This is a genomic window from Segetibacter sp. 3557_3, assembly GCF_004354985.1.
Taxonomy (GTDB): Bacteria; Bacteroidota; Bacteroidia; order Chitinophagales; family Chitinophagaceae; genus Segetibacter.
The window spans coordinates 702313-716574 of sequence record NZ_SMSK01000001.1 but is presented as its reverse complement, the minus strand read 5'-3'; the positions used below and the strand labels follow the sequence as shown (position 1 = coordinate 716574).

The following is a 14262-nucleotide window of genomic DNA, read 5'->3' as shown; positions in this document are numbered from 1 at the left end:
GGCCCATTTTTACATTTTACATTTTTAATTTTTAATTCAATCGAACGGACCCGGCGCGGAAAATGGTCAATCAAAAAATAAGGCCGTCCATGGAAATGGACGGCCTATAACGATTGCTTGCCATATGAAATTGGTCAACGGGTTTTCATTGTCTTAATAACCGTAAATATTTTGGGTGGCGTTAATTAGCTGGTAATTAAAAGTGGTAAACTGCTGCAAGTAAAAGGCTGCCGGTCGACTTTGTTGATGCACCACTGTTTTTTACAAATAGGCCTTGTGGCGTACTGCCATTATCCAGGCGGATCTCAGGGATTAAGGTAAGGTTGTCGATCTTGAAGTTTGCAGAAAGTGTAGTCTCGAATACATTGCCATCAAAGCCAAGTACCGACTTATCATCGCTCAGGTATTCTCCCCTTAGAGTCAAGCCAAACCAGTCAGTCGGATCGGCGTTCAGGTATAAGGCAGAACCCCACCAGGTGTTGCCGTCCAACCATTCTTTTTTGGCATTCTTACCCGATCTTGATTGCACCGTGCCATTATAGCCCATGCTGAACTTTGGAGAAAAGGCATAAGTCAATACAACATCACCCTGGTTTAACCGGGCTGAGTCGTTGTACTTTCCGCCCTGGAAGTTAACGTAAGCTTTGAATTTGTCGTCTTTACTGCCGGTTGAAAACTGGCCAATGACCATCTTCGGCATTCCCGTAGCAGTTTTCAGGTCGGTTGGATTGGTTAAGCCCACCATCAAACCAGTCTTGCCACCAAGAGCAAAATCTGCTTTAATCCCGGTGTGGAAAAATGGACCGTAAGAGAACATATAGCTCATGCTGTAGTTCCTGTTTAAATAGGCATCTACCAACTCGTATCCAATATGGGTGCCCCAACTACCGGCGGTAAACTTTACAGCAGAAGAAGGCGCATACGTAAGATAAAGTTGCTTGATCGCTACCCTTGAATTTGCATCGTTGTACGAAAATTCATCTGCGCGGCGACCAAAGCCAAGATCGGCAACCATTCCTACTTTTCCAATACTGTGTTCGGCCTTAATGGAAGCCATCCCTAATTCAAATGATCTGTGTGAATTGGTGAAACTTGTTAGATTGTTGTAAGGCGCAGACTCAGGATTATGAAAATTATAACGGTGATAAACATCCGCTGATCCTGAGAGCTTAAAGGCCGCTGTTTTGGAGCTGTCTTTTGAATCCTGCGCTTGAATGCAGCCGATTGTAGCCAGCCCGAGGGCCGTTGTGAAAATTTTTCTTAACATTGTTGACGTTTTTGTTTTTGTAAATAGAAAGAGTAGAACCGTAAGAACTTTTGCGACAAGTTTTTACAGTGTTTCTGCTCTTTCTTCTTGTTTAACTACACCATTAGAAGAAACCAGCAAGGTTCCCTGCAGGTATTTTTCGTTGTGCTGGCTTGCATCAAGACCCAATTCTTCATCAGCAGAGCTAACCCTGATTGGCTGAATTAAATTGATCAGTTTAAAGATTGCGTAAGACACTATGAAACTGTATGCGACTACAAGTCCGAGTGCTTTTAACTGTGTGAAGAAGAATGTTGCATTACCATAAAATAGCCCGTCGTTTCCTGCAGGATTAACCGTCTTTGAAGCGAAGATCCCGGTCATTAACATACCTACCATACCGCCTACACCATGGCAAGGGAAAACGTCAAGTGTATCATCCAATTTTGATTTGGATTTATAGTAAACTGCTACGTTCGAAATGATTGCGGCTACTACACCGATAAAGATACTTTGTGGGATGGCTACAAATCCTGCTGCTGGTGTTATGGCAACAAGGCCAACAACAGCACCGATACAAAAACCCAGTACAGAAGGTTTTTTACCCCTTAATACATCAAAGAACATCCAGGATAAGCCAGCTGCCGCTGCGGCTGTATTAGTTGTCGCGAAAGCAGAAACGCTGAGGGCGTTTGCACCCAGTGCTGAACCTGCGTTAAAGCCAAACCAGCCAAACCAAAGTAAACCTGTTCCAATTAACACGTAAGGAATGTTTGCTGGTGGTATTTCCTGCTTCTCAAGATGCGATTTGCGGCGCTTTAACACCAGCGCACCGGCAAGGGCGGCCATACCTGCAGAAATGTGTACCACTGTTCCGCCCGCAAAATCAAGTACCCCCATTTTAAAAAGGAAACCTTCAGGGTGCCATGTCCAGTGTGCAAGTGGCGCATACACTACCAGGCTGAATATTGCAATGAAGAGAATGTAGGAAGTAAAACGAATTCTTTCCGCTACAGCACCCACAACCAGTCCGGGCGTAATAATCGCAAACATGAGCTGGAACAATGCAAATAGCGTTAGCGGAATTGTTGGTGCAAGGCTCCATGGAGCACCTGAGTTTACGCCCTTGAAAAAGAAGTGCGTCATTGGGTTACCAATAAACCCGTGAAAGGATTCTCCGAAACAAAGACTATAACCAACAGTTACCCATAGAATACTAACCACCCCTGCTGCCACCACACTTTTGATCATGGTGGAGATCACGTTCTTACGATGAACCATACCGCCGTAAAAAAACGCGAGACCCGGAGTCATTAGAAAAACCAGCGCGGTTGCTACAATAATCCAGGCAATGTCTGCGCTGCTGTACTTGCCGGCATCATCGAAATTGGGTAGGGAAGGAATAAAAATCGCCCCGAATGCTATTGCCACTAAAACAATAAACGGAGCGGCATTTCTGAAAGTCAAAGTCCTCATACAAAAGATTTAGGTTAATGATTATAAAATATATTAATATATCTTATCAGCCTAAAAATACAGTGTAGAACTTAGATGTTTATCAAATAACTCATATTTTTATAATTCATATATGATTGGTATGATACTTTTCACCCCTTTCGAATGCCAGTAGAAGACAAATTAGTCAATAGATAACTCATTGCATTTCAATTCTTAAAAGGCGCAAAAAAAAGCACCGGCTAGTTTTGCAACTAACCGGTGCTTACAGTATTAAAATCTGCTTAAGGATCCTCTACGGCCTAATTTTCTATACTTTCAGGTACTGGTCCACTTTTTCTGCACATTCTCTACCTTCGTTTATTGCCCATACAACCAGCGACTGCCCCCTTCGCATATCACCTGCCGAAAATACCTTTTGGATATTGGTCTGGTAGCTTTTTTCGGTCGCCTTTACGTTCCCCCGTTCATCTACTTCAACACCCATATCGTTAATCAGTCCCTTGTGTTGGGGGTGTACAAAACCCATTGCAAGCAAGGCAAGCTGACACGGTATTTCCCGCTCCGAACCAGCGATTTCTACAAACTGGGCGGGCCTGCCATCGGGGCTCAGCTTCCATTCCAGGTCAACGATATTTAAAGCTCTTAAATTACCATTTTCATCTCCCAGGAAAGCCTTTGTTGCAGTAGCCCACTTGCGATCAGCACCTTCTTCATGTGATGACGTTGTTTTGAGTACCATCGGGAACGACGGCCAGGGCATGAAATCAGTTCGACTGGCTGGCGGCTTAGGTAGCAGCTCGAATTGTGTTACGGAGTTTGCACCTTGCCGGTTTGAGGTACCCACGCAATCGCTGCCAGTATCGCCACCCCCAATTACAACAACGTCTTTACCACCTGCAAGTAGTTCGCGATCTACCTGTTTGTTACTCACCCTTCGGTTTTGCTGTGTTAAAAAATCCATTGCAAAAGCAACACCATTTAGTTCTCTTCCCGGAATATTCAGGTCACGTGGTATGGTAGATCCGCCAGCAAGAACGATGGCATTAAAAGTTCTTAATAAGTCATGAATACTAACGTTAACACCTACCTCCGCGTTGCATTTAAAAACAATCCCTTCTTCAATCATCAGGTTGATTCTTCTTTCAACAACCCACTTTTCCAACTTGAAGTCCGGAATACCATAACGCAGCAAGCCGCCTGGTTCGTCATCTCTTTCGAAAACGGTTACCGAGTGTCCGGCATAATTCAGTTGCGCCGCTGCAGCAAGTCCTGCCGGACCGGAGCCAACAACAGCTACACTTTTACCAGTTCTTGTGATGGATTTAAACGGTTTGACCAGGCCCTTATCAAAGGCAACTTCAATAATATGTTTCTCAATCTCTTCAATGGTAATCGGCGGCTGGTTGATGCCCAATACGCATGCGCTTTCGCATGGTGCCGGACAAATCCTTCCGGTAAATTCCGGGAAATTGTTGGTTGCCGAAAGGATCTCATAGGCTTCTGCCCAGTTCTCCCGGTAAACAGCGTCGTTAAATTCCGGGATGATATTGCCCAGGGGGCAACCCTGGTGGCAGAAAGGAATACCGCAATCCATACACCGCGCAGCCTGCCGGTTTAACTTGTCGCTTTCGTACCGGTGAACGAATTCTTTGAAATCGTGAACGCGTTCTTCAACGGGCCGCTTGGCTGGCAGTTCTCTTGTAAATTCTAAAAATCCAGTGGGTTTACCCATTTCGTGCTATTATTTAAGCCCTGCTAGCAGGAGTTAATGGTGATTTGATATCTTACTGCGCTCTAATGCTGTTCGGTTTGACTAATCTTTCCGAACGGTTTCTTTTTCGCTCGTACGCGGTTTCGAAGCCAATACACGCTTGTAGTCTTTTGGAAAGACCTTTACAAAGTTCTTCGACTGGTTTTCGAAATCTTCCAGGATAAACTTAGCAACACTGCTATTGGTATAAGCGTAATGATCTGAAATCAACTGTTTCAACTCAACCCAATCCTGGTCCGATAACCAGTCGAGGTCTACCATTTCCATGTTACAAAGCGTAGCAAAGGTTCCTTTTACGTCGTATATATAGGCGAGTCCACCGCTCATTCCAGCTGCGAAGTTCCTGCCGGTATCACCAAGTATTACAACCCTTCCACCGGTCATGTATTCGCATCCATGGTCGCCAACTCCTTCCACTACTGCACTAACACCAGAGTTTCTTACCGCAAACCTTTCACCGGCCTTTCCCCGGATGTAGGCAGTTCCGGATGTGGCGCCATAAAACGCAACGTTACCGATGATGATATTATCCTCAGGTATAAACCCGGCATTTTGCGATGGATACACAATCAATTTGGCACCAGATAAACCCTTACCAAAGTAGTCGTTAGCGTCACCTTCAAGTTCAAGCGTGACACCACTGGTATTAAAGGCTCCGAAACTTTGGCCGGCCGTACCATAGAACTTGTAATGGATGGTATCTTCAGGCAGCCCAGTTGATTTGTAGAGTTTAGAGATCTCGTTCGACAGAATGGTCCCGGCAGTACGATCAGTATTCTTTATTGTGAATTCCGCGGTTACCTTTTGCGCATTTTTCAGGGCAGGTTGTGCTGCTTTAAGAAGTTTCCAATCAAGTAATTCAGTCAAGCCATGATCCTGTGCTTCCTGGTTGTATAAACCGGTAGATGCGTCTGCAGGCTGTTTGTATAAGATAGGTGACAAATCAAGTTTGCCATACTTCCAGTGCTTAACGTCGGTCCGTGCTTCAAGACAATCTACTTGTCCAACCATTTCATCAACGGTTCTGAAGCCGAGTTCAGCCATGATTTCCCGGAACTCTTCAGTGATGAATTTGAAAAAGTTAACCACGTGGTCAGCATCACCGGGGAAGCGTTTTCTTAATTCAGCATCCTGTGTTGCGATACCCACCGGACAAGTATTCAGGTGACATTTGCGCATCATAATACATCCCTCAACTACAAGGGCAGCGGTAGCAATACCCCATTCTTCTGCACCAAGCAAGGTTGCAACGGCTATGTCGCGACCAGTTTTCAACTGCCCGTCGGTCTGCACAACAACCCGGCTCCTGAGCCTGTTCTTAACAAGGGTCTGGTGGGTTTCGGCAAGTCCAAGCTCCCATGGTAAACCTGCGTGTTTGATTGAACTGATTGGGGAAGCACCCGTTCCTCCGTCGTTACCGGCAATAAGCACAACATCGGCTTTTGCTTTCACCACACCCGCGGCGATCGTTCCAACCCCTGCCTTTGATACCAACTTGACGTTTATCCTTGCGGCTCGATTTGCATTTTTTAAATCAAAGATTAATTGAGCAAGGTCTTCGATCGAATAGATGTCATGGTGGGGTGGGGGAGAAATCAAACCAACTCCAGGGGTTGCATGTCTGACTTTGCCAATCCAATCATCAACTTTATGACCTGGTAATTGTCCACCTTCACCCGGCTTTGCACCTTGTGCCATCTTGATTTGTAGTTCCTGCGCCATTGTAAGGTAATAGCTTGTTACGCCAAACCTTGCAGAGGCTACCTGCTTGATTGCAGATTGCATTGAGTCGCCGTTTTCAAGGCGTTCGTAACGCAGTTCGTCTTCGCCACCCTCACCGGTATTACTTTTACCGCCAAGGCGGTTCATTGCAATGGCAAGCGTTGAGTGAGCCTCGTGCGAAATGGAGCCAAAGCTCATTGCGCCGGTTGCAAAACGCTTCCATATATTTTCAGCAGGCTCTACCTCATCTATTGAGATGGACGGCCTGTTTGGTTTGAACTGGAACAGGCTCCGGATCGTACAGGCTTTTTCACCCTGGTCGTCCACCAGTTTTGTATACTTTTTAAATACCCCGTAATCGTTCATCCGGGTTGAATACTGTAAAAGGTGAATGGTTTGTGGGTTAAACAGGTGGAACTCACCTTTTCTTCTCCACTCATACACCCCTCCTTCGGGCAGGCGCTCGAAGGGACTTGCCTTCTTCGAAAAGGCAACAAGGTGTTTGGTTAGTGCTTCTCTTGCAATTTCATCAAGCCCCATGCCCTCAATCCGGGAAGTGGCTCCTGTGAAACACTTGTCCACAACACTTTTATTCAGACCGATAATTTCAAAAATCTGTGCTCCCTGGTACGATTGAAGGGTGGAGATCCCCATTTTAGAAAACACTTTCAACAAGCCATCATTTACGGCCTTGATGTAGTTTTTCTTCAACTGGCTATCATCCAAAGCAGTTTCAATCTTATTCGAGATCTTCTGATCACGTATGGTTGATAATACGAGGTAAGGATTGATTGCCGTTGCTCCAAATGCAATCAGGCAGGCAAAGTGATGAACTTCCCATACGTCTCCCGCCTCTACAATAAGCCCAACCTTTCCGCGATAACCCTTCCTGATAAGGTGATGATGCACGGTTGATACGGCAAGCAGTGAAGGGATCGGTGCGTGCTCGGAGTCGATTGCACGATCTGAAAGCACCAGCACTTCAAAACCATCGTCTACTGCATCTACTGCGTAGCGGCATAAACGGTCCAGTCCACGCTGTAATGCGCCAGGCTTCCCATTTGCGTTGAAATAGGTCTGGAGCGTTTTTGCCTGGAAAATGCCTGTATCGATACTTCGTATTTTCTCAAGCTCCCTGTTGCTTAGCACAGGGTGGTTAAGTGCAACCGTATGGCAGGCCAGTGGATCTTCAGCCAGGATGTTGCCATTGCTGCCGGCAAATGTTGCCAACGACATCACCAATCGCTCGCGAATAGGGTCGATCGGCGGGTTTGTCACCTGAGCAAACAGCTGTTTGAAATAGCTGGTCAGGTGTTGGGGCTGATCACTCAGCACGGCAAGGGGAACATCCGTTCCCATAGAGCCAATGGGTTCTTTACCGTCGATAGCCATCGGTGTGATTATTCTCTCGATGTCCTCTGATGTATAGCCAAATGCTTTCTGGTATTTTACGATCGCATCGTGTTCAAGGTGGGTAAACATAACACGGGGCTCCGGTAGTTCTTCCAACCTGATCTTATACTTGTTCAACCATTCTGCATAAGGCTTTTGAGAGCAGATGGTTTTCTTCAATTCATCATCGCTGATCACTTTGCCTTGCTCAAGGTCAACCACGAACATCTTGCCCGGTTGAAGTCTGCCTTTTTCAATAATCAGGCTGGGATCAATAGGTACAACACCGGTCTCCGATGCAAGCACAACCCTGTCGTCAGATGTTATGCAATACCTCGACGGACGTAATCCGTTCCGGTCAAGTGTGGCGCCGATGATCTTACCGTCGGTGAACGAAATGGATGCCGGTCCGTCCCATGGTTCCTGGAAGCAGGCATGGAACTCATAGAAAGCCTTCTTCACCGGGTCCATACTTTCGTTGCCATCCCATGCTTCGGGAATGAGCATCATCATGACGTGGGGTAGCGATCGGCCACTTAGTGTAAGTAGCTCAATCATATTATCAAGGCATGCAGAGTCCGACTGCCCGGGCGTGACTAGGGGTAAGATCATGTCCATTTCTTCTCTCGAGAAGAATGGAGATGAAAAGCCCTTTTCACTGGTTTTAAGCCAGTTAAGGTTACCTTGCAATGTATTTATTTCACCGTTATGAGCGATAAACCTGAACGGCTGTGCAAGCTTCCAGGAAGGAAAAGTGTTGGTAGCAAAACGCGAGTGAACCAGACCGAAAGCCGAGACTACCCTTTTATCACGTAGATCAGGGAAGTAATGGCGAAGCTGGGTACTGGTTAGTTGCCCTTTGTATATGATGATCTTGTAAGAAAGTGAAGCCAGGTAAAACCCGATTTCATCTTTTCTTACGGTATTATTAATGGTATGTGTGGCATAGTTGCGCAGTATAAACAACTTTCGTTCGAAATCTTCGCGATTGAAGATGTGATCGGGACAGCCAATAAATACCTGTTCGATTTCTGGTTCTACCGATAGGGCAGTAGCACCGATATCATCGGGATTTACAGGAACCTTTCTATAATGCAACACTTCCAGGCCGAGCTTTTCAGCAGCCCGGTTAAAGATGTCGCGGCATTCTTCACGAAGAGGAACGTCTTTCGGGAAAAAGATCATGCCGACGCCATACTTACCAAAGGCGGGCAGGTGAACACCCTGCTTAATGCACTCATCAAAGAAGAATTCATGCGGGGTCTGAATGGTCAGCCCGGCGCCATCACCTGTGTTGTTTTCACAACCACAGGCACCTCGGTGTTCCATATTTTCCAATATGGTAAGTGCATCCGAAACGATCTGGTGCGACTTGTTGCTTTTTATGTTTGCAATAAAGCCGATACCACAGGAGTCGTGTTCAAATTCTGGAGAATATAATCCGGAGCCTGTCATAGTCATAAGTTTAATAGTTCAGTAAAGCACTTGGCTTCGGCAATCGTTAAGTGTTAAACCAGGTATTCAAACAGGTTATTATTTTTATTCAGTTCTGTATAATTGATGTGCAAGCGATCCAAATTTCGCAATAAGATCTCGTAATCCTCTTTGGATTCGAGTTCAACCCCCACCAAAGCGGGGCCGGATTCTTTATTATGCTTTTGAATGTATTCAAAGCGGGTAATATCATCAGTTGGACCTAGAACATCATTTACAAATTCTTTTAATGCGCCAGGCCGTTGGGCAAAACGGATCAGGAAGTAGTGCTTTAATCCTTCGTATTGAAGCGCCCTTTCCTTAATCTCCTGCATGCGGGCAATATCGTTATTGCTACCGCTAACAATACAAACTACTGTTTTGCCTTTGATCTGGTCGGCATAATCATCTAATGCTGCAATCGAAAGTGCACCTGCAGGTTCTACTACAATGGCGTCTTCGTTGTACAGTTTTAATATGGTTGAGCACACTTTACCTTCTGCAACCAGGTGCATATCACTTAGTACATCCTTGCAAATCGAAAAGGTAAGATCGCCAACCCTTTTTACGGAAGCACCGTCTACAAAGCGCTCGATGTTATCGAGGGTTACAGGATGGCCTTGTTTTATCGCCGTTAGCATTGATGGCGCGCCCTCGGGTTCAATACCGATCAGCCGGGTTTTTGGACTAACCGTTTTAAAATAACTTCCAACCCCGGCAGCAAGGCCGCCACCACCAACCGGCAGAAAGATGTAATCTATTGGTGATAATTCCTCATGAATTTCCACCCCTACGGTTGCCTGGCCCTCTATAATCCTGTAATCATCAAAAGCGGGTATAAACGTCATGTTGTGATCGCGGGTATACTTCTTCGCGGTTGCTGCACAATCATCGTAGGTATCGCCCGTCAAAACGATCTCAATATTTTCTTCGCCAAACATCCTGGTTTGCTGAATCTTTTGGTGCGGGGTTATCGAGGGCATAAATACAACCCCTTTTACATTCAGCTTTTTACACGATAGCGCAAACCCCTGTGCATGATTGCCCGCACTCGCACAAACCACCCCACACTTCAGGCTTTCCGCAGGCAGGCTGCTAAGCATATTGTAGGCGCCTCTTATCTTATACGAACGCACTACCTGCAAATCCTCCCGTTTCAAGAAGATGTTACAAGCAAACTTCCTGGAAAGGTGGTGATGATAAGCAAGTGGTGTTTTATTCACCACTTGCTTTATTCTTTCTGCAGCTGAGGCAAAATCGAGCTCCACACCCGTAGAATTACGGGTTCTTCCTGTTCCGATATTTGGTTGCTGATTTTGCATTTATCTGGTTAGTTTTTCTTTATACAGAAACCGGATCTACTGTAACAGCTGATTTGCCTGCACTTTCCTGGGTTTCGAATGCCGGAGCCTGGTTTTCCGGGCGTAAACTCCGTACTGTTTTACCCGCTTGCCACATTTCACTGTCGCGCAGTTCCCTTAATTCTTCCTCCAGCTTTTCACGGTAATCGGTTTTACTGTTGCTTTCGATTGATTTAGCTGCTTCTTTGCCACTCGCAACGCTTTCGTATAAGTCGTTAAACACCGGCAAGGTTGCATCCCTGAATTTTTTCCACCAATCCAGTGCGCCCCTTTGTGCTGTTGTTGAGCAGTTGGCATACATCCAGTCCATACCATTCTCAGCCACCAACGGCATAAGCGATTGCGTTAGTTCTTCTACGGTTTCGTTAAATGCTTCGGAAGGAGAGTGCCCTTTTGAACGCAATACGTCGAACTGTGCTGCAAAAATACCTTGTATTGCACCCATCAACGTCCCGCGCTCTCCTGTAAGGTCGGAGAAAACCTCTTTACGGAAATCGGTCTCAAAGAGGTAGCCGCTACCGATTGCAATTCCTAAAGACACAACACGCTCGAAAGCACGGCCGGTCGCATCCTGGAAGATTGCATAGCTGCTGTTTAGCCCACGACCCTGTAAGAACATTCTTCTTAATGACGTGCCTGAACCTTTTGGCGCCACCAGGAAAACATCAACATCATCCGGGGGTACAATCCCTGTTTGTTCTTTATAAGTAATGCCAAAGCCATGAGAAAAATAAAGTGCCTTTCCTTTGGTCAAATGCTTTTTAACGGTTGGCCATAACTGAATTTGAGCGGCATCACTAAGCAGGTAACAAATGATCGTTCCCCTTTCGAGTGCTTCCTCGATATCGAAAAGCGTTTCGCCAGGTACAAATCCGTCGCGAACAGCTTTTTCCCACGATTTTGAGTTTTGACGTTGGCCAACAATAACATTAATACCATTTTCTTTCTGGTTCAATGCTTGTCCGGGTCCCTGAACACCATATCCAATCACCGCAACAACTTCGTCTTTCAATATCTCCTGTGCTTTCTCCAATGGAAATTCTTCACGTGTAACCACGTTTTCTTCAACACCACCAAAATTTAGTTTTGCCATAATGCAAGTTTTAGTTTACCCCACTCCGGGGTTTGTTTTTTTAGAGTTTAAATCAGAATGCTAAAGCATTTTTGTATGGAGAAACAGTTTTTTGCTGTACCCGTTATCACTATCCAGAAGAGAGCCCGACAACCAGGTCAAACGTTCAGAACGTTTCTTATGAATTACATGCTGAAGACTTCATCCTGTTTATTCAGGTATTCGTTTTCAACTGCTTCTTCTCCGGGTTGAGCGGCTTCGAATTCGCGTAGCTTTTCATGGAAACCACGGCTTCCTTTTATAATGGCGACCCGGGCGCTTCGAACGAATTCGATGAGGCCCACTTCACTGAGCACTTCCACCAACTTCTGCGTTTCTTCGCGATGGCCACTGGTTTCAAATACCGTGTAGTCTTTCCTGATCACCACTGCGCGGGCTCCGTATTCACGAAGTAACCGTTCTACTTTTACCTTTTCGGCTATTTCATCGGTGCTTACCTTATAAAGTGCCATCTCCTGCCATATGATCTCGTCGTTGGTATTATAATAGACTTTCAGTACCTCTACCTGCTTTTCAATCTGGCGGGCAACTTTCTTCACTACATCTTCCGTCTCATTAATCACCAACGTAAACCGTGAAATGGTATCAATTTCAGAAGGCGAGCTATTGATGCTTTCTATGTTGATTTTTCTCCGGGAAAATATGATAGCAATCCTGACCAGCAACCCGATCTGGTTTTCGGTATAGATGGTAAAGGTGAATTCCTGTTTCACGTCAGGTGCGATCCTGCTGGGTTCTGCAAGAACCGTTGCTATTTTTTGCGTGCTCATGTTTGATTAATTGTATTGTTCCGATTTCATCGCTGATGTTGCTTTGCCGTACAAGCCCGCCTGGCTGAAGCCATTCGGACAGGCGGGCGACGCAACGATGTTTAATCCATATTCTTCTGCCTGGACACAAAAATTCCTGGTTTTACTTGAGCCGTATTTCACTCACACTGCATCCCTGGGGCACCATTGGAAATACGTTGTCTTCTTTGCCAACCATAACTTCTAACAGGTAAGAACCATTATGCTCCAACATGGTTTTAAGTGCCGGAACCAGGTCTTCGCGATCGGTGATGCGGTTGCCCTCGATATGGTATCCCTTTGCCACGGTAACATAATCCGGGCTCCCGATGTCAACAAATGAATATCGCTTGTCGTGAAATAACTGCTGCCATTGGCGAACCATACCCAGGTACTCGTTATTCAGGATTATTATTTTGACATTAACCTTGGTCTGCATGATGGTTCCAAGCTCCTGGATCGTCATCTGGATACCACCGTCGCCAATAATGGCGACCGCTGTTCTTTCAGGTGCGCCAAACTTGGCTCCAATAACTGCGGGAAGGGCAAAGCCCATTGTTCCTAGTCCACCTGAAGTAACATTGCTTCGTGACTGGTTAAACTTTGCATAACGGCAAGTAACCATTTGGTGCTGCCCTACATCCGTAACCACAACGGCATCGCCATTGGTTAGTTGGTTAAGCGAGTCGATGACTTCACCCATGGTCATTTTACCGCTTGTCGGGTGTAATTCATGCTTTATAACAATATCTTCTTCCTGCCGGCGATAATCGTAAAACTTTTCAAGCCAGGCGGTATGGTTTGTTGCTTTAACCAGGTCGGTAAGTATCGGGAGGGTTTCTTTACAATCGCCCCAAACACCCACAGTCGCTTTTACATTTTTGTCGATTTCGGAAGGGTCGATATCGAGGTGGACGATTTTTGCCTGTTTCGCGTATTTATCCAGCCTGCCGGTAACCCGGTCGTCGAAGCGCATACCAATCGCGATTAGAACATCACATTCGTTGGTGAGTACGTTAGGACCATAGTTGCCGTGCATACCAAGCATGCCCACGTTCAACGGGTGATCCGTTGGAATTGCGCTAAGACCCAGGATCGTCCAGGCTGCGGGAATTCCTGTTTTTTCTATGAAAGTTTTGAACTCTTGTTCCGCTTTGCCCAGGATTACGCCCTGGCCCCAGATTACAAAAGGTTTCTTTGCATTGTTAATGAGTTCGGCTGCCTGCTCGATATATTGCCTGCGCACAATTGGCTTTGGCCGGTAGCTGCGAATATGATCGCACCGATGATAGCCATCGTAGTCGAACTTATCGAGTTGTGCATTCTTTGTGATGTCGATGAGTACAGGACCTGGACGCCCGGTTTTGGCAATGTGAAAAGCTTTGGCCAGCACAGACGGGATTTCTTTTGCATCTGTAACCTGGTAGTTCCACTTGGTTACAGGAGTTGTAATATTTAATACATCTGTCTCCTGGAAGGCGTCTGTTCCGAGTAAGTGTGCGAACACCTGTCCGGTTATACAAACAAGAGGTGTACTATCGATCATGGCATCGGCAAGGCCCGTGACGAGGTTTGTAGCGCCGGGACCGCTGGTAGCAAACACTACACCCACTTTGCCGGAGCTGCGCGCAAAACCCTGGGCGGCATGTATGGCCCCTTGTTCGTGACGTACCAAGATGTGCTTTAACCGATCATTGTAATCGTATAAGGCATCATAGATAGGCATAATGGCACCACCGGGATATCCGAATATGGTCTCAACACCTTCGGCAATAAATGCTTCAAGAACCGCTTGCGATCCCGTGAATTTGCCTGAGCCTTCTCTCGGCATTACCGGTGAGGGCTTCTTTTCCTTTACTACGATTTGTTCTTCAATGTCCAGTATGGAATTCATACGCTTGAGATTTGTGCTCGAAATC

Annotated in this window: 8 protein-coding genes; all 8 read right to left on the bottom strand. The window is 46.0% G+C overall.

Going from position 1 to position 14262, the window contains the following annotated elements:
• Positions 1–196: 196 nt before the first annotated feature.
• The 8 genes from EXU57_RS02495 to ilvB all read right to left on the bottom strand — a co-directional run bounded on the left by EXU57_RS02495 (position 197) and on the right by ilvB (position 14237).
• Entirely contained in the window at positions 197–1267 is a 1071-nt protein-coding gene (locus tag EXU57_RS02495) for an outer membrane beta-barrel protein (RefSeq protein ID WP_133266578.1), read from the bottom strand.
• A 63-nt stretch (positions 1268–1330) separates the two neighbouring features.
• Positions 1331–2722, bottom strand: coding sequence for an ammonium transporter (locus EXU57_RS02490; RefSeq protein WP_133266577.1), 1392 nt, complete (start codon positions 2720–2722; stop codon positions 1331–1333).
• A 289-nt stretch (positions 2723–3011) separates the two neighbouring features.
• The gene (locus EXU57_RS02485; protein ID WP_133266576.1) at positions 3012–4436 is read right to left on the bottom strand and encodes a glutamate synthase subunit beta; all 1425 of its coding nucleotides are present in this window, start codon (positions 4434–4436) and stop codon (positions 3012–3014) included.
• Between the two features lie 81 nt (positions 4437–4517).
• Positions 4518–9044: a glutamate synthase large subunit gene (gltB, locus tag EXU57_RS02480; RefSeq protein WP_133266575.1), complete on the bottom strand. Its 4527-nt coding sequence runs from the start codon at positions 9042–9044 to the stop codon at positions 4518–4520.
• A 53-nt stretch (positions 9045–9097) separates the two neighbouring features.
• A complete protein-coding gene (gene ilvA, locus EXU57_RS02475) occupies positions 9098–10384 on the bottom strand; it encodes a threonine ammonia-lyase (protein ID WP_207955360.1) in 1287 nt (428 codons plus the stop codon).
• A gap of 19 nt (positions 10385–10403) precedes the next feature.
• Positions 10404–11516 (bottom strand): ketol-acid reductoisomerase, encoded by a 1113-nt coding sequence (gene ilvC / locus EXU57_RS02470; protein WP_133266574.1) that lies wholly within the window; start codon positions 11514–11516, stop codon positions 10404–10406.
• 164 nt (positions 11517–11680) lie between these two features.
• Positions 11681–12325 (bottom strand): acetolactate synthase small subunit, encoded by a 645-nt coding sequence (gene ilvN, locus EXU57_RS02465; RefSeq protein WP_133266573.1) that lies wholly within the window; start codon positions 12323–12325, stop codon positions 11681–11683.
• A gap of 142 nt (positions 12326–12467) precedes the next feature.
• Positions 12468–14237: a biosynthetic-type acetolactate synthase large subunit gene (ilvB, locus tag EXU57_RS02460; protein ID WP_133266572.1), complete on the bottom strand. Its 1770-nt coding sequence runs from the start codon at positions 14235–14237 to the stop codon at positions 12468–12470.
• Between the last annotated feature and the right edge of the window lie 25 nt (positions 14238–14262).

Coding starts and splice junctions, on each gene's coding strand:
- EXU57_RS02490 (WP_133266577.1), bottom strand. CDS start 2,722: ATGAGGACTTTGACTTTCAGAAATGCCGCTCCGTTTATTGTTTTAGTG.
- EXU57_RS02495 (WP_133266578.1), bottom strand. CDS start 1,267: ATGTTAAGAAAAATTTTCACAACGGCCCTCGGGCTGGCTACAATCGGC.
- ilvA (WP_207955360.1), bottom strand. CDS start 10,384: ATGCAAAATCAGCAACCAAATATCGGAACAGGAAGAACCCGTAATTCT.
- ilvB (WP_133266572.1), bottom strand. CDS start 14,237: ATGAATTCCATACTGGACATTGAAGAACAAATCGTAGTAAAGGAAAAG.
- ilvC (WP_133266574.1), bottom strand. CDS start 11,516: ATGGCAAAACTAAATTTTGGTGGTGTTGAAGAAAACGTGGTTACACGT.
- EXU57_RS02485 (WP_133266576.1), bottom strand. CDS start 4,436: ATGGGTAAACCCACTGGATTTTTAGAATTTACAAGAGAACTGCCAGCC.
- gltB (WP_133266575.1), bottom strand. CDS start 9,044: ATGACAGGCTCCGGATTATATTCTCCAGAATTTGAACACGACTCCTGT.
- ilvN (WP_133266573.1), bottom strand. CDS start 12,325: ATGAGCACGCAAAAAATAGCAACGGTTCTTGCAGAACCCAGCAGGATC.